This window comes from Legionella genomosp. 1, from assembly GCF_900640215.1.
Taxonomy (GTDB): domain Bacteria; phylum Pseudomonadota; class Gammaproteobacteria; order Legionellales; family Legionellaceae; genus Legionella_C; species Legionella_C quinlivanii_A.
In genome coordinates this window covers 103,848-123,323 of record NZ_CAAAJH010000010.1, presented here as the reverse complement: position 1 = coordinate 123,323, position 19,476 = coordinate 103,848, and the positions used below count along the sequence as shown (strand labels likewise).

Genomic DNA, 19,476 nt, shown 5'->3' with positions numbered 1-19,476 from the left:
ACATTTTCTATCTACATCTGTAAAAAATGCCTATTTGATCACTAAGGCATCCAACCTGCAACTCTTTTATACATTTTCGTGGGGATAAATCAGATCTCGAACACAGTGAGAGATCTCCGAATGCTGGCACAAACCAAGATTTGGGAGATCTCTCACTGCGCGTTCAAGATGACGGCGTGCCTGAGTAATGACACAGTTTTAATGAACCTTCTTCTCAAATCCATAAACCTTATTGAGACTGTCAGAAGTTTTCGCTAGAATACGCCACTGTTTTCTAAATAGAACTGAATTAGTACTATATGAGCAAGTTCATGTTATACTTAATGATGAGGAATAAATCAGACTGATTTAGTACTAGATTATTTGATGTGGGGGTGTTATGCTGCGCATCAGCAAATTGGCCGATTATGGAACAGTAGTCATGGTTCATCTGGCAAAATCGCCGGGTCAGCTTTGTAATGCCAGGGATATAGCCCAAAATACTCATTTGAGTATACCGACGGTCAGTAAATTGCTAAAACGTCTGACGGCCGCGGGATTATTAATTTCTGTCAGGGGGGTCAGCGGTGGTTATCGACTGCAGAGACCCGCGAGTGAAATTTCAGTGGCTCAGATTATTTACGCATTAGAAGAGCAGCGCGGCTTGATTGAATGCAGTTTGCAACCGAATGAATGCTCATTACAAGGCTTTTGTCATATTCAGGGTAACTGGCGCCTGATTAGCCAGGCAATCGAAGCAGCTCTGGACAGTGTCAGCCTGGAGGTTTTGGCCAAACCAACATTGCAAAGTATTGAAATTGACCGCATCAAGCAGTTAGCGAGTGGAGTAAGTCGTGGCTAAAAGCAATGAACAAATTACAGCCCTTCTGGAAAGGGAATATGAACATGGTTTCGTGACCGATATTGAGGTGGAAACGTTTGAGCCTGGATTAAACGAAGAGATTATTCGCCGGTTGTCAGCCATCAAAAACGAGCCTCAGTTTATGCTGGATTGGCGTTTAAAGGCTTTTGCTCACTGGAAAACCATGACCCATCCCGAGTGGTCAAGTGTTCGTTATCCGCCGGTGGATTATCAGGCGATATCCTATTATTCTGCACCCAAGTCTAAAAAAGATGCTCCTAAAAGCCTGGATGAGGTCGATCCGGAGTTACTGCGAACTTATGAAAAACTGGGGATCCCATTACGTGAGCAGGAAATGCTCGCGGGAGTCGCGGTAGACGCGGTGTTCGATAGTGTTTCTGTCGCCACGACGTTTAAAGCCAAACTGGCCGAAGTAGGGGTTATTTTCTGCCCGCTATCAGAAGCTGTTCATCTTTATCCTGAGCTGGTCAAACAATACCTGGGCTCGGTTGTTTCTTACCGCGATAATTTCTATGCAGCGCTTAATTCCGCCGTATTTAGCGACGGCTCCTTTGTCTATATTCCCAAAGGTGTTCGCTGCCCCATGGAATTATCCACTTATTTCCGAATCAATGCTGCATCAACGGGTCAGTTTGAGCGTACCCTGATTATTGCTGATGATCACAGCTACGTTTCCTATCTGGAAGGCTGCACGGCACCGATGCGCGATGAAAATCAACTGCATGCCGCTGTGGTGGAGCTGGTTGCTCTTGAAGGGGCCCAGATTAAGTATTCAACCGTACAAAACTGGTATCCCGGTGATAAAGAAGGAAAAGGGGGCATTTATAATTTTGTAACCAAGCGTGGAGCTTGCCGCGGTAAGCGCTCAAAAATTTCCTGGACGCAAATTGAAACCGGTTCGGCAATTACCTGGAAATATCCAAGTGTCATTCTTCAGGGAGATGATTCAGTAGGTGAGTTTTATTCCGTTGCCTTAACGAACAATTTTCAGCAGGCGGACACTGGAACCAAAATGATTCATTTGGGCAAAAATACCCGCTCAACTATTATTGCCAAAGGCATTAGCGCAGGCCATGCCCATAATGCCTATCGTGGATTAGTGCGTATTGCGCCCACGGCGACTAATGCCAGAAATTTCACGCAATGCGATTCCATGCTAATGGGCAGCCATTGTTCAGCTCATACCTTTCCTTATATTGAGGTTAAAAATCCCAGTGCTCAGATTGAGCATGAAGCAACCACCTCAAAAATTAGTGAAGAGCAATTATTTTATTGCCAGCAACGCGGCATTGATACGGAAGATGCCGTATCGATGATTGTTAATGGTTTCTGTAAACAGGTTTTAAAAGAACTACCTATGGAATTTGCGGTTGAAGCAACCAAATTATTAGGTATCAGTCTGGAAGGGGCAGTAGGTTAATATGTTAGAAATAAAAAATCTTAATGTGGCCATCAATTCTCAACCAATTTTAAAAGGGATTGATTTGCAGGTCAAAGCTGGGGAAGTGCATGCCATTATGGGTCCTAATGGCTCTGGAAAAAGCACTTTATCCAAAGTATTGGCCGGTCATCCTGCTTACACCGTCACCGATGGAGAAATCCAGTATGCGGGGCAGGATCTGTTACCGCTTTCACCGGAGCAAAGAGCACAATCCGGTATTTTCATGTCGTTTCAATACCCTGTGGAAATTCCAGGCGTTACCAATATTAATTTCCTGAAAGCATCGGTCAACGCTGTCAGAAAAGGTCTGGGTAAGCCAACCTTTGATGCCATCGATTTTCTAAGCTTTATTCGCGAAAAATGCCAATTGCTGGATATGGATGAGAGTTTTCTTTATCGCAGTATTAACGAAGGTTTTTCAGGTGGTGAGAAAAAGCGCAATGAGATTTTACAAATGGCAGCTTTAGAGCCTAAGCTGGCCATTCTTGATGAAACTGATTCCGGTTTGGATATTGATGCCTTACGGATTATCTCCCAAGGGGTTAACGCCATGCGTTCACCGGATAGAGCGATAATTCTCGTTACACACTATCAAAGATTACTGGATTATATTGAGCCTGATTTTATCCATGTCCTGGCCAATGGACGAATTATTAAATCAGGTGATAAAAATCTGGCGCTGGAGCTGGAGAAAAAAGGCTATAGCTGGCTCGAGGAGACGGTATAGCCATGAGTGCAATAGTCGAGTTTTATCAATCACAAATCAAGAATAAACCGGCATCATTGCCCGCATTGGCAGAAGTTCAGCGGCATGCCTTGCAGGAGTTCCGACGCCTGGGATTTCCTACCAGACATCATGAGGAATGGAAATACACGCTGGTTGATCCGCTGCTGCAGTATGAATTTCATTCTGAACTGCCTGGGAATGCCGAACAGTTTGTGGTCCCCGCACCTGAGTTTGGTATTCACTGTGGTCTAAATAATGGTTTGTTTTATAATTCTGATGCCATTTTGCAGTTGCGTGAAAAGGGCGTTATTGTGGAATCCCTTCTGACAATCATCCAGGAACAGCCTGAACGGGTGAATGCCTATTTAAAACAGACGCATTTTGAACATGGTTTTCAGGCTTTAAATACGGCCAGTTTAAACAGTGGTCTGTTTATCTATATTCCCGCAAACGTAAAACTCGAAGAACCGCTGGTTATTAATCACTGGCAGGATATAAGCGAGCTTGCTGTGCATTCGCGTACTCTTATTATTCTTGAGCAGAATGCCTCTGCGGTAGTCGTGGAATCTTATCAGGGTAAAAAGGATTGTGTTTATTTAAACAATCAGATGACTGAAGTTTATTTATCAGAACAAGCTGATTTAACCCATTATAAAGTCCAGCAGGAAAGCAGAAAGGCTTTTCACATTGGTCATTTGTCTGTGCAGCAGGCCTGTGCCAGTGAGTTTAAAAGCCATTCCTTAAGTCTGGGTGGACGGTTAGTGCGCAGCGATATCAATATTGCAATGAAAGAACCACAGGCTGCCTGTTTAATGAACGGTATTTATATTCCCGGCGATAATCAGCATATTGATCATCACACCGTAGTGAATCATATCATGCCCGAATGCCGCAGCACTCAGGATTATAAAGGTATTTTGTCAGGCAAATCCCGAGCGGTATTTAACGGCAAGGTGATAGTTGCTCCGGGAGCTCAGCAAACGGAAGCCCAACAGCAGAATAAAAATTTATTACTCAGCGGACAGTCTGAAGTGAATACCAAGCCGCAGCTGGAAATTTTTGCGGACGATGTAATTTGTTCACACGGTGCCACAGTGGGGCAATTGGATGAGGACGCCTTATTTTATCTGGCAACGCGTGGTATTGGACGGCAGGAAGCCAGCCGTTATCTGATTCAGGCTTTTGCTGCCGAAAATTTGAAGCTGATAGCCTATCGCCCTGCCGCTGAGTGGATAGGCAATTTGATTAATCAGCAATTGGAGGAAAATCATGCCTGATGCAAATACTCTGATTGACACGTTCAATGTGGCCCAAATCCGGAATGATTTCCCTATTTTACATCAAAATGTGAATGAGCATCCGCTGGTTTATTTTGACAATGCTGCGACAACGCAAAAACCAAAGTCGGTGATTCAGGCGCTTACTGATTATTATACAAACGATAATGCCAATGTTCATCGAGGGGTTCATGCTCTCAGTGCCCGCGCCACACAGCAATACGAAATAGCTCGCGGCAAGGTTCAGCGCTTTATCCATGCTAAAAGCTTGAGAGAATGTATATTCGTACGCGGTACAACCGAGGCGATTAATCTGGTAGCTCAAAGTTTTGTCGCGCCGAGAATAATGCCAGGAGAAGAAATTCTTATCACCCATATGGAGCATCACTCCAATATTGTACCCTGGCAAATGGTTTGTAAAAAAACAGGCGCAAAATTAACAGTTGCTCCTATTTCCTATGATGGTGAAGTGCTATTGGATGAATATGAACGGCTGTTAACTGATAACACCAAATTCGTCTCAATAAGCTATGCTTCCAATGCCTTGGGTACTATCAACCCGGTTAAGAAGATGATTGAAATGGCTCATGCCAAAGGGGCTTTGGTTTTATTGGATGGGGCCCAGGCATCTGCTCATTTGCCTATCAATGTCCAGGATTTGAATTGCGATTTCTATGCGTTCTCAGGCCACAAGATGTATGGACCGACTGGCATCGGTGTGCTATGGGGAAAAGAGCATTTACTGGATGATATGGGGCCCTATCAGGGCGGCGGAGAAATGATTAATTATGTAACATTTGAAGCCAGCGATTATGCTCAATTGCCGCATAAATTTGAAGCGGGAACCCCCAATATTTCAGGAGCAATTGGTTTAGGTGCGACAATCGATTATCTGTGGTCACTCGATATGGATGCGGTACTTGCCTATGAAAGCTACTTGCTGGCTTATGCGACCGAGGAGATTAAAGCACTTAAAGGCTTTAATATCGTAGGTACGGCAAAACATAAAGTGCCCATTATTTCTTTTGTTCATGGGAAAATACATTCTCATGATATCGGTACTATTCTGGATAGTGAGGGAATTGCCATTCGCAGCGGTCACCATTGTGCAATGCCTTTAATGGACTTTTTTGATATTGCAGCGACTACCCGCATTTCCCTTTCCTTTTATAATACGATTGAGGAAATTGATCGCTGCATTCATGCTTTGAAAAAAGTCAAAGAGGTATTTGCATGAACACGGAACTAAGAGAGTTATATCAGGAAATCATAATCGATCATAACCGTAATCCTCGCAATCATTATGCGATGGAAGAGGCGACTGCGCAGGCCAATGGATTTAATCCTCTATGCGGAGACAAGTTAACACTTTATGTCAAAATCGAAAATGAAGTGGTGGAAGCGCTTAGCTTTGTCGGTTGCGGCTGTGCAATTTCTCAAGCCTCTGCCTCATTAATGACAGAAGCTTTACGAGGCAAATCCATCGAGGAAGCCCATCATTTATTTCAGCGTTTTCATCATATGGTCACCAGTGATGAGTCCAATGAATGGGCGGCTTTAGATAAATTGACAGTTTTAGCGGGTGTGCGAGCTTTTCCCGCCCGTGTTAAATGCGCCACTCTGGCCTGGCATACTCTCGAAGCAGCCTTAAAGCAAAGCAGATCGACGGTGAGTACGGAGTAAAACGATGTTCGGATTTAAAAAAAAACCTGAGCAGGAGCAACTTAAAGAGCTGGTGATTAGCGAGTTGAAGACCGTATTCGATCCGGAAATTCCTGTGAATATTTATGATCTCGGTTTGATCTATGATATTGAAATCGATGATGAGCACCATGCTCATGTCAAAATGACACTGACTACTCCCGGCTGTCCAGTCGCCCAGACATTCCCGGGTACAGTAGAACAGGCCGTGAATCGTGTAGAAGGTATCAGCGACTGCACCGTTGAATTAGTATGGGATCCACCCTGGACCCAGGAACGGATGACTGAAGCGGCAAGATTGGAACTGGGTATATTTTATTAATACTCTTTAAAAGAAGTCCTCTCTCCCTCAGGGAGAGAGTTAAAGAGGGGTTTAAATCAACTCTCACCCTGGCCCTCTCCCAAACTTGGGAGAGGGGATTTTCTTCTAGAGGAGTCTTCTTTTACGTCCTCTCGCCCCTCAGGGGAGAGAGTTAGAGAGAGGGGTTTAAAATCAACTCTCACCCTGGCCTTCTCCCAAACTTGGGAGAGGGGATTTTCTTCTAGAGGAGTCTTCTTTTAAGTCCTCTCGCCCCTCAGGGGAGAGAGTTAGAGAGAGGGGTTTAAATCAACCCCTCACCCTGGCCCTCTCCCAAACTTGGGAGAGGGGATTTTCTTCTAAAGGAGTCTTCTTTTAAGTTCTCTCGCCCCTCAGGGGAGAGAGTTAGAGAGAGGGGTTTAAAATCAACTCTCACCCTAGCTCTCTCCCAAACTTGGGAGAGGGGATGTTCTTCTAGAGGAGTCTTCTTTTACGTCCTCTCGCCCCTCAGGGGAGAGAGTTAGAGAGAGGGGTTTAAAATCAACTCTCACCCTAGCCTTCTCCCAAACTTGGGAGAGGGGATGTTCAAGCTGACACCCATTCCTCTTCACGGAAATCCATATGTAATAAGGTATTCCATCAAATCATTATTTAAAAGGGTCATTAAAATGCATCTTCCTGAACAATGGCAGCCCTCCACGTCAATTGATCTGTTAAGACAAAGAGCCGCAATTCTTAATAATATCCGCAGTTTTTTCAACCAACGCGGTTACCTGGAAGTAGAAACGCCCGCAATGGCTCGCTGTGGCATCACTGACGTGTATTTAAGCAATATCAAAGCGATATTTCGCAATCAGATCTACTATCTGCAAACCTCCCCTGAATATCATATGAAACGACTTCTGGCAGCCGGCAGCGGTCCGATTTTCCAAATGGCTAAAGCTTATCGTGATGATGAATTTGGCCGACACCACAACCCTGAGTTCACTATGCTGGAGTGGTATCAGCTGGATATAGATCATCATGCCTTAATACAGGAAGTTGATGAGCTCTTGCAAACGATTATAAATTGCCCTCCTGCAATCCGTAAAACCTATCAACAGGTTTTTGTGGAACTATGCGCAGTTGATCCATTTGCGGCAAGTATCACTGATTACCGTCATTGCCTAAAACAATTTGAGCTGGATTATGTGCTGGCCCAGGATGAGCGTGATCCTGACCAATATCTGTTTTTATTGATGAGCCATGTCATTGAACCGGCTTTTGCAAGTAGTGCTGCGCCAGTCGTTATCTATGATTTCCCGGTTTCACAGGCTGCATTAGCCCAGGTCAATAACGGGCGCGCCGAGCGATTTGAATTTTACTACCGGGGAATGGAGTTAGCGAACGGTTTTCATGAGTTGCTGGATATTGAAAAGCAAAGACAGCGCTTTGAACAGGATGTGGCTCAGCGAGAAAGGCTCAATCTGGAACTTCCACCCATTGATCCTTTATTCCTTGCCGCATTAGCGCATGGGTTGCCAGCCTGCAGCGGAGTGGCTTTGGGTGTGGATCGCCTGATCATGCTGGCCTTGCAGCAGACTGAAATAGCCTCCGTTTTGAGTTTTGATTTCTCGCGTGCCTGATAATTAAGCGATAAGATTATTCCAAATAAAAAAGCCCTTCTCCCAGGTAGAGAGAAAGGCTTCCTGAGCAGAGATGGACTGCGTCAATCAGTTATCGCTGTGTTCTCTATTGGTGACTTGTTCTTTATCCTTTCTTTTTCCCGAGTTTGCATCGGTTTTTAAAGGAACGACTCGTGCACCGGATTGTTGTTGCTGATTGCCGCCTTTTTTGCGCTGCATATTCGCACCGGAAGTCTGACGTTGCTGATTACCAGGGGAACGTCTTCTGCGAGAAGGCGAGCCGCCTTGTCGCTTCTCACCGCTATTTCCAGCTCTGGTATTTTGCTGACGAGGATGCTGCTGACGGGTCTGTTTGGGCTCAGTTTTGGCAGCAGGTTGTTTTGATGCCTCATCCGAACCACCAAAAAGGCTTGTCCATAAACGCTTGATAAAGCTGGTTTGAGGCGCTTTTGAACTGCTTGCTACGGCAAAGGCTTTAACAGCAGGTTCGTCTCTTACAGCATCCTGCTCATCGCGCACAAGCGTTAATTCGGGCTGTTGAATCATTGAATAACTGGGTTTCTTGTTCTTGCCCACATTATCTTCTTTTAGACGCGTGATGTTATATTGAGGTGTTTGCATGTAAGGGTTAGCAATAACGATAATTTTAACCCCATGACGTTTTTCAATATGCAGAATAAATTCACGCTTCTCATTAATGAGAAAGGTCGCCATTTCAACGGGCACCTGAACATGAACTTCCGCCGTTTTATCCTTCAATGCTTCTTCTTCGATAAGACGTACGATAGATAAACCATGCGACTGAATATTTCTGACAGTACCACGTCCTTCGCAGCGCGGACAAACTTCCTGGGCGGTTTCTCCCAGAGAAAGTCTCAAACGCTGGCGGGACATTTCCAGTAAACCGAAGCGAGAAATCCGGCCCACCTGAATCCTTGCCCGATCGGTTTTTAATGCTTCTTTTAACTCATTTTCTACGTCACGCTGGTTCTTGCTGGAGTTCATATCGATGAAATCGATGACTACCAGACCACCAAGATCGCGTAAACGTAACTGACGTGCAATCTCATTGGCTGCTTCGAGATTAGTATTTAATGCAGTTGTTTCAATATCGGCACCACTGGTCGCCTTGGCTGAGTTAACATCAATGGACACCAGCGCTTCAGTGCGATCGATAACCAGAGAACCGCCGGAGGGCAGGGGTACTTCACGCTGGTAAGCCGTTTCTATCTGACTTTCAATCTGATAATAATTAAACAGAGGGATATTGTTGTTATACAGTTTAACATTGGGTAAGAAATCAGGTTTAACCTGCTCAATGTATTGTTTTGCCTTAACATAGGAAATCTGATCATCAATGATGATTTCAGAAATCGATTTTCTGAGATTATCGCGAATTGAGCGAATAATCACATCTCCTTCCTGATGAATCAGGCAAGGAGCCAGTTGATTAGTATAGGCCTGATTAATAGCTTGCCACTGATTGCACAGCATATCAAGATCAGCCTGCAATTCATCCTGGCCTTTGCCAACACCTGCTGTCCGAATGATTAAGCCCATTCCTTCCGGCAATTCCAGGGCGTTGAGTGTTTCCTTCAGTTCATCACGGTCATCGCCTTCGATGCGTCGCGAAATACCGCCAGAATTTGGATTATTCGGCATCAGCACCAGATAACAGCCTGCCAAGGTAATGAATGTAGTGAGTGCTGCCCCTTTGCCACCGCGTTCTTCTTTATCCACCTGAACCAGTAGCTCCTGGTTTTCGCGAATTAATGAGGTAATTGGAGGACGATCTTCGCCAAATTCTTCAGGATTTTTACTCAGATACTCGGGAGCGATTTCTTTTAGTGGCAGGAACCCTTGTCGTTTTGCACCATATTCCACGAAAACGGCATCAAGACTTGGTTCACGACGAGTTACAACCGCTTTGTAGATGTTTCCTTTCTTTTTGACTTCTGTTGGGCAATCAATGTCCAAATCAAACAGGTAATTATCTTTTATCAGGGCAACTCGCACTTCCTCAGTTTGAGTCGCATTTATTAACATTTTCTCCATCACACACCCCGTTGAGGGCGCAACACTTAAGCAGAACGACAGTGCAGGATCTTTTTGTTCGTTAAACGTTTCACGCCCGGTACAGGCAAAGTACAGCAAACGAACACTAATCATTAGTTCGTATGGCAGTACTGGACAGGGATGATGGCATTGAATAGTAACAGTAAGTTACTTTGTCAAATCAACAGATCCCGGATTTACGTCTCTTTAACCAAACAAAATTTATTAAGCATTTCCCAATATTACTAAATTCAGACCGTACGCAAGTTACCATTCAATCAATGGTGCATGTAAGTGCTTGTATTTAAAGGACCGTTTACGCAGAGCAGGTGTTTACTTCAGAATAGCGTAACATAGCCTTGACTCTAATATTCAAGTCGTTTTACATCTACACACATGTCTCACATGCGCAGGTATCCGGTGAGTTCTCAGTTTATGACTCTTAATACCGGGTTTACTTCCTTCATATCATTAACCTAAGGGAAGCGCATTTTATTTATCGTAAGTGTGCCGATTTTTATCGGCAATTAAACTTTTTAGTCATTATACGGTATAATTCGGTCGTCGAAATATTTTTTTTCCGACGCCTAGCATTTTAGCAAAAAAAACTGCCACAGCAAATAGGTTATTGAGAATGAATGATGTACGCTATCTGGAAGTCACTGCCAATGAAGAGGGGCAGCGTCTCGACAATTATCTGATGAGGGTATTAAAAGGAGTTCCCAAGAGTCATATCTATCGTATCATTCGTTCTGGGGAAGTACGCATCAACAAGAAAAGAGCAGAAGCATCCAGCCGCTTGAAAGAAGGCGATATTCTCCGTATTCCGCCTGTGCGTGTCAGCCAGGAAAAAGAGATTTTTGTTGGCGACAGGATGGAGCAGCGCCTGAGGAAAAGTATTATTTATGAGGACAGTGAGCTGCTTGTAATTAACAAACCGGCAGGTATCGCCGTTCACGGCGGCAGCGGTTTAAATCTGGGAGTCATCGAGGCTTTGCGAAAAATTCGGACCGATCTGCATTATCTCGAACTGGTTCATCGTCTGGATAGAGAGACTTCAGGCTGTCTTTTGCTGGCCAAAAAAAGAAGTGCTCTCCGATTGATTCAGGCACAATTGGAAAGCAGAGAGGTGAAGAAAATTTATTGGGCACTTCTTCAAAATAGCTGGGCTGATGAAAAAAAGATTCTGGTCGATGCCCCTTTAAAGAAAAATAATCTGCAATCAGGCGAGCGTGTGGTTGTCGTGCATCCGGAAGGCAAGCCCTCGCAAACGACTTTCAGATTATTGGAGAACTATACAGATGCCTGTTGGATAGAGGCTTCGCCCAAAACAGGCCGCACGCACCAGATCAGGGTACATAGCGCACATATTAAACACCCAATCGCTGGGGATGAAAAATATGGCGGCAGACGTTTATCCTATGATTTCATTCAGGATCGTTCTCGACTATATTTGCATGCGCGCGCAATTCAATTTAATCTGAAGGATAAAAAACTTTGCTTTGAAGCTGAATTGGATGAGCAATTTAGTCAAACATTAAAATTTTTACGTACACGGGAGTGTGGTATTCATGAGTAAGCGATATCGTCTGGTCGTCTTCGACTGGGAAGGGACAATCAGCGACACTCTGGGGCAGATTATCGATTATGTGGCCAGTGAAGCAAAGCGCCTGAATTTTGGGGAGTTAAATCCTGAAATTGCAAGGGAAAATGTAAACCTTGGTCTGGTTAAGGCGACTAAAAAAGTATTCCCTCATTTAAGTACGGAGCAGATGGAAGAATTGCTGGAGGCTGTTCAAAGCAAACTATACACGCGACATGCGGAAGTTTATTTGATCCCGGGTGTCCTTGACCTAATCAGACGCTTGAGTGAAGAAGGCGTTTTTCTTGCAATTGCCACCAACAAGGGGCAGCAAAGTTTACATAAGGCGTTGCAAAGCACCGGGCTCGAAAAATATTTTATTGTAACAAAATCGGCAGGCAGCCTCCCATCCAAACCCCATCCGGAAATGCTTAGGGAAATTTTGCAGGATTTTGGAGTCACTGCGAGCGAGACGCTGATGATAGGAGATTCACCCACTGATATGGAAATGGCGAAAAGTTTACAAGTTGATGTGATTGGGGTTGATTTCTACCACCAGCATCCGGAGTTATTAGAGCAATCAGGTGCACTGGCCGTATTTGATGATTACCAGCTGGTTGCAGATTTTCTTCAACTGCCCCAAAAGGATTGATGTCGTGAGTAATCTAACCAGTTTACCCAATATGTTGACGTTGTTTCGGATAGTGCTGATTCCGGTTTTTATTATTGTATTTTATCTGCCTTTCTCCTGGTCGAGGGGGTTGGCGGCTATTATTTTTGCTTTAGCGGGATTTACTGACTGGCTGGATGGTTATGTCGCCCGAAAAATGAAATTGATGTCGCCATTCGGGGCTTTTCTCGATCCTGTTGCTGATAAATTACTGGTTGCCTGTACGCTCCTTTTACTCGTTGGAGCGAGAGATGTTGATTACATCACCTTGCCTGCCATCGTTATTGTAGGCAGAGAAATCGTGATCTCTGCGCTTCGCGAATGGATGGCAGAGGTTGGCAGTCGAGCCAGTGTCACAGTAAGTTATATTGGCAAGGTTAAAACCACACTGCAAATGGCGGCGCTGGTTTTACTGGTAGCCTTTGATCCGACTCAGTCCTGGTGGGGATTAATTGGTTTTATTTTGCTTTATGTGGCTGCCATTTTGACCATATGGTCAATGGTTATTTATTTGTCCATAGCATGGCCAGAATTAACTAAAAAAAGTTAAATTTATGTGTTGACAGCGAATCAATTTTCGGTAAAATGCTTCACATAAAGACGCGGGAATAGCTCAGTTGGTAGAGCACAACCTTGCCAAGGTTGGGGTCGCGAGTTCGAGTCTCGTTTCCCGCTCCAAATTCAAAGCGACGTATAAGTCGCTTTTTTTTCAACAGAAAAATAAGGCTGTGTGGCAGAGTGGTCATGCAGCGGCCTGCAAAGCCGTGTACGCCGGTTCGATTCCGGCCTCAGCCTCCACAAAAATGCCCAGGTGGCGAAACAGGTAGACGCAAGGGACTTAAAATCCCTCGGGAGTCAAATCCCGTGCCGGTTCGACTCCGGCCCTGGGCACCATATAAATCATAAGCACACGTAGGTTTAGCGCTTCGCTCGACGTTTCCTTTTCAGCTTGTTGAAATCACACTGAACCTATTTAAATTTGATAAAAATGAAATGTCGGGCGGGTATATAATTCATGATTAACTTTATCAAAGGATTTTAAATGGGATTTTGGCAAAAATTAAAGTCGGTCAGTGATCACTATGTAGAAGTTACGCATTGTACGGATGGTCTGCTGTTTATAGATATGGCAAAGAAAATATTGCAACAGTGCATGACAAACTGCGCTTATATTTATCAGGGGCATGTTCAGATAAAACCGTTTAAAAGCTATAGTCGAGAGTATTTAAAAAGAGGATTGGAATTATTAAATGATGCCAGTTTAAATCAGGAAGAGCAGTTTAAAGTTGTGATTGGTACTCTATTGGCTGCCAAGTATTACAATGATCAATGTTATGCAGATGATATGTATTATAGAAGCAATCCCCGGCATCTTAGCTCGGAAATGAGGGATAGTATTAAATCACTGTTGGAACCATATGAGGGAAAAGAGGTTTTTACTGCTGAGGAACAGTGTGCTGATTGCAGTAATAAAATAAACGTCCTGTCTGATGCTGTATTTAATGAGGGGTTAGATTTGGATGAATCATTTTTTATTAAATCCTCTTTAATTTCTGCTGAGCCATTTAATCTGAAATTAAAAGAGTTGTGTGAAGTTTATGATATTAAGTTATCTTTGGAACAACAGAGCGAAACCCTGGCGGGGCCCAGGTAAACACATCTAACGTAGGTCGGGCGCTTCGCCCGACATTTCCATTTTCATCAAATTTCAATAATTAGCGAGCTAAGAAAAGAAACGTCGGGCGAAGCGCCCGACCTACGTCATATAAAATCGGATTAGAGTGTCTCCATTTTCGGGCAGACCCTATTTATTTTGCCATAGTGCGATATGAGCGCCGGTGGGGTCAACGAGGATCGCGAAATAACCGATTTCACCCACAGGCGTAACCGGCATTTTTACAGTGCCTCCTAATTCAGTGGCTTTTTCCAGTTTATCTTCAAGATCTTCAACGAGAATATATCCCATCCAGTGAGGTGGAATTTCGTTTTGTCTGTCTTTAGGGATTCCCCATATGCCGCCCAGATCGTCGCTTCCCGGGATTTTAATAAAGTTATACACCATATCGCCGGTTACTTGTTCAGTAAACTGCCATCCTAATAATTTTCCATAGAATTCTTTAGCAGCGGATACATCGGGCGTGGCCAGCTCATTCCAGCAGAAATTTCCGACTAGTGGCTTGTCCATTTTCAATCTCCTTATTAGTGAATGGTAATCGATGCAGCAAGGTCGAATGGGATAAGTATAGATTGTTTTAAAACTAAAGATTTAATCTTCATCTCGAGCGGAGCGGCTCATTAATTGAAGAACAGCTTGCTGAGGATTGAGTTCCCCCTTCAAGAGACTGTTTACTACAGTACAGATGGGCATTTCTACCTGATGGCGATCTGCTAAAAGGCAAATTTGTGCGGCATTATGCTTGCCTTCCACGACCTGTCCAATAAGTTTTTCCGCTTCTTGTGAGGAAATACCATGCCCAAGATGCAGTCCAAAACGGCGGTTCCGAGACTGGTCATCCGTACAGGTTAAGACCAAATCGCCTACACCAGCCAAGCCCATAAAGCTTTCATCACGTGCGCCCAATACCTTCCCAAGACGACGCATTTCCGTTAGACCTCGAGTGATTAACGCTGCTTTGGCATTGGCGCCAAAATGCAGTCCATCGCTGATTCCGCAGGCAATAGCAAGAACATTTTTAACCGCACCACACAACTGAACACCAATTAAATCATTGCTCAGATAGACGCGCAGATTCTGATGGTGCAGAAGGTTTCGAGTAGATTCCTGGTAGGTAATATTATTACCCGCCAGTGTCAGGGCAGTAGGCAGGCTCTGAGCGACTTCTTTTGCAAAAGAAGGACCTGAAATTGCTGCAACTGAAAATTCCTCGCCCCAATGATTGGCGACAATCTGGCTTAGAAATTGATTACTGGATGGATCAAGCCCCTTGGTCAACCAGGCGATGCCTCTTGCGGGTTTGTCAATAAGCTGAATCAATTCAGAAAAAGAATGAGAGGGTACGGCGATAATAACTTCATCAGCCGATGCAGAACATTCATGAAGATTATTAGTGACTTGCAAGCTGTCAGGTAATTTGATGCTGGGCAAATAACGTTGATTGCAGCGAGTGGTCTGCATGGAAGCAACATGCTGCGGGTTACGTGCCCACAGCATGACGTTTCTGCCTGTATTCGCTATATGGATAGCGATTGCGGTTCCCCAGGAACCGGCTCCCAATATAGCGATGGTTTTTTGAACATTCATTATTAATGAGTAGTTTCTGTTTCGTCTGCTTTGGATTTGCTTTGCTCTTCCAGTTGCTGCATATACAGGGCATCAAAATTAATGGGTGCCAGTACCAGCTGAGGGAAGCTGCCGCGGATAACTTGTGAAGTAATTGCTTCGCGGGCATATGGGAAAAGAATACTTGGGCAGAAACTTCCGAGTAGATGACCTAATTGTTCTTTAGGAGCTCCCTGGATAGTAAAAATACCTGCTTGCTTAACTTCAGCCAGAAACGCCGTAGTGTTTTTATTTTTGACAGTAGCAGTCACGGTAAGAACAACTTCATACACGTTTTTTTCTAATTCAGTATTTTCTGTATTCAGATCCAGCGTTAACTCAGGTTCCCATTGTTGCTGGAAAACAGCAGGAGTATTAGGCGTTTCAAAAGAACTGTCTTTCATGTACACCCTTTGAATCATAAATTGAGCTTCGTTCGCTGGATTTGTAGTGGCTTCGTTCATTATTTTTCCTAGTTATTGTAAAAGTTCATTTAGCTTACCCGCATCTTCGAGGGCATATAAATCATCACAGCCGCCGATATGCTGTCCATCAATAAAAATCTGGGGCACCGTTCTGCGTCCACTGCGGGCAATCATTTCATCGCGTTTTCCAGGTTCTTCATCAACGCGGATCTCCTGATAACTGACCTTTTTGCTATCAAGCAATTGCTTGGCTCTTAGACAATAAGGGCAGTAACTGGTGCTATACATAATTATGCTTGCCATAGTTTATTTTCCTTTTACCAGAGGTAAGTCTGCATTTTGCCATGCACTTATTCCGCCCGCCAGAATCATCGGCGCGGTGAATCCCTGTGCACGCAATTTAGCAGCCAATGCCGTAGATTGTAAACCTTTAGCACAAACCAGGATAATAGGTTTGTCTTTATATTTATCCAGTGATTGTTGTTCAAAGTCCTCTACACTGGCACGTACAGAATTAATAATATGGCCCTTTCGATAAGTTTCAAGATCACGCAGGTCAATTACTACTGCATCGTCTCGATTAATGAAGTGAACAGCCTGTTGTGGCGACACTTCCTTGGCACGTTTTTTCTGCGATTGAATTTCATTAATTAAAATGAGCAGTAAAATGAGAATTAAGCCTAACCATAAAGCCCAGTGATTAACAATAAATTGCCCAAGTTGTCCCATACAATACTCATGATAATGAAAATACTAGGACTGAATTATCCTTAGAATATCCTGCTAACGCAAGTGATTAAAAGCCGCCCTGCGCCATTTCCTGTAATCTTGCAATCCGGTCAGCAGTTGGCGGATGAGTTGAAAAAAGGGCGGTCAGACGTTGGCTGGTTAATGGATTGACAATAAATAAATTGGCGGTGGTTGGATGTCTTTCTGCCGCAGGAAACTGACCCTGCTGATTGGCCATTTCCAATTTACCCAATGCGCTGGCCAGCCATAAAGGGTGACCAGATAGTTTAGCTCCGCCTATATCGGCCTCGTACTCTCTTGAGCGAGAAACCGCCATTTGAATCAGGCCTGCTGCCATCGGCGCTAAAATCAGCATTAATATCGCGCCGATCGGATTACTTCGCTCTCCATCAGAGTCATGGCCCATTGGTAAAAACATGAACATATTAGCGATACCGCTAATCGCACCTGCCAGGGTAGCGGCAATGACGCTGATTAGTGTATCCCGATGAGTCACGTGAGAAATTTCATGAGCGAGTACCCCTGTCAGCTCTTCCTGGCTAAGTCTCGATAATATTCCAGTCGTTACGGCAACGCTGGCATGTTCCGGACTTCGTCCTGTAGCAAAGGCATTGGGTACGGGGGTATCAACTATATACACTTTGGGTACGGGAATTTGTGCTCGATTGGCAAGTTGGGAGACAATCGAGTAAACCGGATGGCTTTCATCCAGTGGTTGTGCTTTATACATTCGCAATACAATCTGGTCTGAAAACCAGTAGGCGCCAAAATTCATAACGACTGCAAAAATCAAGGCAATCATCATGCCGCCATAGCCGCCTAATAAACGGCCAATTACCATGAGAAGGGCTGTTAATGCAGCCAGAAGAATTAAAGTTTTCAAATTATTCATTTTAACCACCATTCCTTGGTATTGAACCGATCGTTTTGCAAGCCTGGCGATTTGAATCTTTATCGTCAGGCTCGCAGTGAATCGATAAGCGATGAATTGAGCTTTCTTATTTATTAATTAGCCATAAATTAACGCTTTTCAAGCTTTATTGTCATAAAAACGCGTTACCTCCGCTAAAGGCTGTCCTACGGCGGCAGAAGGCGATTTGATGGCCAGCACCGCTGCCAGAGTAGTGGCAATGTCTGTTGTATAGACAGGACGAGTAATCGTTTGCGCCTCAAATTGAGCATTAACAAAAAGAAGCGGCACATAACTGTCGTATTGCCAGGGCGTTCCATGATCGACTTTCTGGCCTTCCTGATCTTCACTCAATTGATAAGGAGGCGGCACCAGATAAAGATCGCCTGCGCGGCTTAAATTAGCCATACGAATCACCTTATCGCTAAGCCAGTCGTGTTGAGTATTGGCTAAGGACAGCGCATAAGCCTGAAAGACACCGGGGAAATTGCCCAGTGTTTCAACCAGGGTCGCGTTTACCTGATCAATATCCATACTATGAGAGCGGATGACTTCATGATTGAGATACACATAGGGAGGCATAATCGCTTGCAGCGAGTTAGCCGGCAGCTGGAACCGCTTAAGTAAAGTTTGTTCTATTTTTTGACGCAGTTCACTCTCATTTAAAGCATTGGCCTGTGGCATATGGTGTTCAGAAAGATAGCTTGGCGAGTCACTAACTCCATGATCTGCCGAGAGTACGATTAGGGTATTGGCAAGTCCCACCTGAGCATCAATCGCTTTGAGTAATTTGGTCATCGTCTGGTCAAGGCGTAGCAAATTATCTTCTGACTCCAGACTGTTTGGCCCAAACTCATGACCCACTGCGTCGACAGCAGAGAAACTAATGCCTAAATAATCGACTGTATTGGCCGTTTTACCTAATTTTTCTTCTTTAAGCAGGTGAATGGCAAAATCAGCGGTTAATTCATCCGCTTTGGGGGTCATCGATAAAAATTCGTAATATTCCTCATTACCCGGTTCACCTGTATGGTGCGGGAATCCTTTGCCGAAGTCCTTGGAGGAGCGGTTAGGAAAGCCTGCCGATTTGGCGAAAGTATATTGATTGACTGGTCTACTTAGCGACCAGGTTTCATTCTGATCCTGATAATCAGCATTCCAATTAATGACCCACTGCGGATATTGGGTCAAATAATAACTGCTGCTGATAAAACCGCCATTGCTTCGATCAAACCAATAGGCCTGACCCGCATGGCCTGCAAGAGTGATTGCCGCGCGATCCTTTAAGGAAACGGCGAATGCCTGACCTTTTTGAGCGAGCACTAATTCATCACTGAGAGTGGAGGCCAGCAATTGACGCGGGGAGCGTCCTGGCAATTCTTTTTTTGTGTGAGAGGTTGGAATAATTTTGCTGTTTAAATCTTCCATGCAATAAACAGACTGACCTGTCTGACGATCGATCCAGTCATTGGCCACCACACCGTGAAGAGCCGGGAAGCTGCCAGTCGCAATAGTCGCGTGACCAACACAGGTTACGGTATGCGCATGGGGGTGATGGGCATTCTGGTAATTGATGCCATGACTCAGCAGGTAGTTAAAACCCTCTGCGCCAAATTTGCTTTTATAGCGTTCCAGCAGGTCCCCTCGAAGCTGATCCACCACAATCTGAACAACCAGCGCAGGTGGTTTGGTTTCTGCCCAGGCGATACTGGTGAGCAGCATCAGGGGTACACTAAGGTATTTCTTCATTTGATTTCCTTTCTGTTGAAGCAAAGCGTCATCCTAAAGCAGAGGCGAAGAGAAATAAAGATTTTTCATCAGAGTTTTTCCTAAACCTGATGTAAAAACAAGAGGTTGTAATTTAGTTAAGTCG

The 19,476-nt window shown here is 44.4% G+C and carries 20 protein-coding genes and 3 tRNA genes; 15 read left to right on the top strand and 8 right to left on the bottom strand.

Going from position 1 to position 19,476, the window contains the following annotated elements; genetic code table 11:
• The first annotated feature begins 379 nt into the window (after positions 1-379).
• From E1O89_RS10645 to epmA, 8 genes are all read left to right on the top strand, one after another.
• Positions 380-841, top strand: a complete 462-nt coding sequence (locus tag E1O89_RS10645; RefSeq protein WP_112220656.1) for an SUF system Fe-S cluster assembly regulator — start codon at positions 380-382, stop codon at positions 839-841.
• Complete coding sequence (gene sufB / locus E1O89_RS10640; protein ID WP_112220655.1) at positions 834-2,282, top strand: Fe-S cluster assembly protein SufB; 1,449 nt, start codon at positions 834-836, stop codon at positions 2,280-2,282. Before E1O89_RS10645 ends, sufB begins: the two co-directional genes overlap by 8 nt.
• Before the next feature lies 1 nt (position 2,283).
• Positions 2,284-3,030: a Fe-S cluster assembly ATPase SufC gene (gene sufC / locus E1O89_RS10635; RefSeq protein ID WP_112220654.1), complete on the top strand. Its 747-nt coding sequence runs from the start codon at positions 2,284-2,286 to the stop codon at positions 3,028-3,030.
• A gap of 2 nt (positions 3,031-3,032) precedes the next feature.
• The gene (sufD, locus tag E1O89_RS10630; RefSeq protein ID WP_133140138.1) at positions 3,033-4,307 is read left to right on the top strand and encodes a Fe-S cluster assembly protein SufD; all 1,275 of its coding nucleotides are present in this window, start codon (positions 3,033-3,035) and stop codon (positions 4,305-4,307) included.
• A complete protein-coding gene (locus E1O89_RS10625) occupies positions 4,300-5,544 on the top strand; it encodes a cysteine desulfurase (RefSeq protein ID WP_133140137.1) in 1,245 nt (414 codons plus the stop codon). Before sufD ends, E1O89_RS10625 begins: the two co-directional genes overlap by 8 nt.
• Positions 5,541-5,990, top strand: coding sequence for a Fe-S cluster assembly sulfur transfer protein SufU (sufU, locus tag E1O89_RS10620; protein ID WP_112220651.1), 450 nt, complete (start codon positions 5,541-5,543; stop codon positions 5,988-5,990). The genes E1O89_RS10625 and sufU overlap by 4 nt, the downstream gene beginning before the upstream one ends.
• A 4-nt stretch (positions 5,991-5,994) precedes the next feature.
• Complete coding sequence (locus E1O89_RS10615; RefSeq protein ID WP_058507730.1) at positions 5,995-6,330, top strand: SUF system Fe-S cluster assembly protein; 336 nt, start codon at positions 5,995-5,997, stop codon at positions 6,328-6,330.
• A 644-nt stretch (positions 6,331-6,974) separates the two neighbouring features.
• Positions 6,975-7,931: an elongation factor P--(R)-beta-lysine ligase gene (gene epmA, locus E1O89_RS10610; RefSeq protein ID WP_133140136.1), complete on the top strand. Its 957-nt coding sequence runs from the start codon at positions 6,975-6,977 to the stop codon at positions 7,929-7,931.
• An 87-nt stretch (positions 7,932-8,018) separates the two neighbouring features.
• On the opposite strand, the gene E1O89_RS10605 is transcribed toward epmA, so the two are convergent.
• The gene (locus E1O89_RS10605; protein WP_112220649.1) at positions 8,019-9,986 is read right to left on the bottom strand and encodes a ribonuclease E/G; all 1,968 of its coding nucleotides are present in this window, start codon (positions 9,984-9,986) and stop codon (positions 8,019-8,021) included.
• A 634-nt stretch (positions 9,987-10,620) separates the two neighbouring features.
• On the opposite strand from E1O89_RS10605, the gene E1O89_RS10600 reads away from it, so the two are divergent.
• From E1O89_RS10600 to E1O89_RS10570, 7 genes are all read left to right on the top strand, one after another.
• Positions 10,621-11,565, top strand: a complete 945-nt coding sequence (locus E1O89_RS10600) for an RluA family pseudouridine synthase (protein WP_112220648.1) — start codon at positions 10,621-10,623, stop codon at positions 11,563-11,565.
• Positions 11,558-12,220, top strand: coding sequence for an HAD family hydrolase (locus E1O89_RS10595; RefSeq protein WP_133140135.1), 663 nt, complete (start codon positions 11,558-11,560; stop codon positions 12,218-12,220). Before E1O89_RS10600 ends, E1O89_RS10595 begins: the two co-directional genes overlap by 8 nt.
• Before the next feature lie 4 nt (positions 12,221-12,224).
• A complete protein-coding gene (gene pgsA / locus E1O89_RS10590; protein ID WP_133140134.1) occupies positions 12,225-12,788 on the top strand; it encodes a CDP-diacylglycerol--glycerol-3-phosphate 3-phosphatidyltransferase in 564 nt (187 codons plus the stop codon).
• 52 nt (positions 12,789-12,840) lie between these two features.
• Positions 12,841-12,916 (top strand) — tRNA-Gly (locus E1O89_RS10585).
• Between the two features lie 46 nt (positions 12,917-12,962).
• Positions 12,963-13,036: transfer RNA gene (locus E1O89_RS10580), tRNA-Cys, on the top strand.
• 7 nt (positions 13,037-13,043) lie between these two features.
• A tRNA-Leu gene (locus tag E1O89_RS10575) sits at positions 13,044-13,132 on the top strand.
• 148 nt (positions 13,133-13,280) lie between these two features.
• On the top strand, positions 13,281-13,892 hold the full coding sequence (locus tag E1O89_RS10570) for a hypothetical protein (protein WP_133140133.1): 612 nt from the start codon (positions 13,281-13,283) through the stop codon (positions 13,890-13,892).
• 150 nt (positions 13,893-14,042) lie between these two features.
• Here E1O89_RS10570 and E1O89_RS10565 read toward each other — a convergent pair whose 3' ends face one another.
• From E1O89_RS10565 to E1O89_RS10535, 7 genes are all read right to left on the bottom strand, one after another.
• Positions 14,043-14,423 carry a VOC family protein gene (locus E1O89_RS10565; protein WP_133140132.1) on the bottom strand — a complete coding sequence of 127 codons (381 nt, stop codon included), beginning with the start codon at positions 14,421-14,423 and terminating at the stop codon, positions 14,043-14,045.
• A gap of 81 nt (positions 14,424-14,504) precedes the next feature.
• Positions 14,505-15,500, bottom strand: a complete 996-nt coding sequence (locus E1O89_RS10560; RefSeq protein WP_133140131.1) for an NAD(P)H-dependent glycerol-3-phosphate dehydrogenase — start codon at positions 15,498-15,500, stop codon at positions 14,505-14,507.
• Between the two features lie 2 nt (positions 15,501-15,502).
• On the bottom strand, positions 15,503-15,982 hold the full coding sequence (gene secB / locus E1O89_RS10555) for a protein-export chaperone SecB (protein WP_058507721.1): 480 nt from the start codon (positions 15,980-15,982) through the stop codon (positions 15,503-15,505).
• Between the two features lie 12 nt (positions 15,983-15,994).
• Complete coding sequence (grxC, locus tag E1O89_RS10550; protein WP_112220197.1) at positions 15,995-16,246, bottom strand: glutaredoxin 3; 252 nt, start codon at positions 16,244-16,246, stop codon at positions 15,995-15,997.
• Positions 16,247-16,249: 3 nt separating this feature from the next.
• Positions 16,250-16,672 carry a rhodanese-like domain-containing protein gene (locus E1O89_RS10545; RefSeq protein ID WP_112220198.1) on the bottom strand — a complete coding sequence of 141 codons (423 nt, stop codon included), beginning with the start codon at positions 16,670-16,672 and terminating at the stop codon, positions 16,250-16,252.
• 67 nt (positions 16,673-16,739) lie between these two features.
• Positions 16,740-17,585: a zinc metalloprotease HtpX gene (gene htpX, locus E1O89_RS10540; RefSeq protein ID WP_133140130.1), complete on the bottom strand. Its 846-nt coding sequence runs from the start codon at positions 17,583-17,585 to the stop codon at positions 16,740-16,742.
• A 138-nt stretch (positions 17,586-17,723) separates the two neighbouring features.
• Positions 17,724-19,352 carry an alkaline phosphatase family protein gene (locus tag E1O89_RS10535; protein WP_133140129.1) on the bottom strand — a complete coding sequence of 543 codons (1,629 nt, stop codon included), beginning with the start codon at positions 19,350-19,352 and terminating at the stop codon, positions 17,724-17,726.
• Between the last annotated feature and the right edge of the window lie 124 nt (positions 19,353-19,476).

Excerpts from the sequence above, each read along its gene's own strand:
- E1O89_RS10605 (WP_112220649.1), bottom strand. The coding sequence starts at position 9,986 with ATGGAGAAAATGTTAATAAATGCGACTCAAACTGAGGAAGTGCGAGTT.
- grxC (WP_112220197.1), bottom strand. The coding sequence starts at position 16,246 with ATGGCAAGCATAATTATGTATAGCACCAGTTACTGCCCTTATTGTCTA.
- secB (WP_058507721.1), bottom strand. The coding sequence starts at position 15,982 with ATGAACGAAGCCACTACAAATCCAGCGAACGAAGCTCAATTTATGATT.
- E1O89_RS10595 (WP_133140135.1), top strand. The coding sequence starts at position 11,558 with ATGAGTAAGCGATATCGTCTGGTCGTCTTCGACTGGGAAGGGACAATC.
- E1O89_RS10535 (WP_133140129.1), bottom strand. The coding sequence starts at position 19,352 with ATGAAGAAATACCTTAGTGTACCCCTGATGCTGCTCACCAGTATCGCC.
- E1O89_RS10545 (WP_112220198.1), bottom strand. The coding sequence starts at position 16,672 with ATGGGACAACTTGGGCAATTTATTGTTAATCACTGGGCTTTATGGTTA.
- epmA (WP_133140136.1), top strand. The coding sequence starts at position 6,975 with ATGCATCTTCCTGAACAATGGCAGCCCTCCACGTCAATTGATCTGTTA.
- E1O89_RS10600 (WP_112220648.1), top strand. The coding sequence starts at position 10,621 with ATGAATGATGTACGCTATCTGGAAGTCACTGCCAATGAAGAGGGGCAG.
- htpX (WP_133140130.1), bottom strand. The coding sequence starts at position 17,585 with ATGAATAATTTGAAAACTTTAATTCTTCTGGCTGCATTAACAGCCCTT.
- E1O89_RS10615 (WP_058507730.1), top strand. The coding sequence starts at position 5,995 with ATGTTCGGATTTAAAAAAAAACCTGAGCAGGAGCAACTTAAAGAGCTG.
- E1O89_RS10625 (WP_133140137.1), top strand. The coding sequence starts at position 4,300 with ATGCCTGATGCAAATACTCTGATTGACACGTTCAATGTGGCCCAAATC.
- sufD (WP_133140138.1), top strand. The coding sequence starts at position 3,033 with ATGAGTGCAATAGTCGAGTTTTATCAATCACAAATCAAGAATAAACCG.
- E1O89_RS10570 (WP_133140133.1), top strand. The coding sequence starts at position 13,281 with ATGGGATTTTGGCAAAAATTAAAGTCGGTCAGTGATCACTATGTAGAA.
- E1O89_RS10560 (WP_133140131.1), bottom strand. The coding sequence starts at position 15,500 with ATGAATGTTCAAAAAACCATCGCTATATTGGGAGCCGGTTCCTGGGGA.
- sufC (WP_112220654.1), top strand. The coding sequence starts at position 2,284 with ATGTTAGAAATAAAAAATCTTAATGTGGCCATCAATTCTCAACCAATT.
- sufU (WP_112220651.1), top strand. The coding sequence starts at position 5,541 with ATGAACACGGAACTAAGAGAGTTATATCAGGAAATCATAATCGATCAT.
- E1O89_RS10645 (WP_112220656.1), top strand. The coding sequence starts at position 380 with ATGCTGCGCATCAGCAAATTGGCCGATTATGGAACAGTAGTCATGGTT.
- E1O89_RS10565 (WP_133140132.1), bottom strand. The coding sequence starts at position 14,423 with ATGGACAAGCCACTAGTCGGAAATTTCTGCTGGAATGAGCTGGCCACG.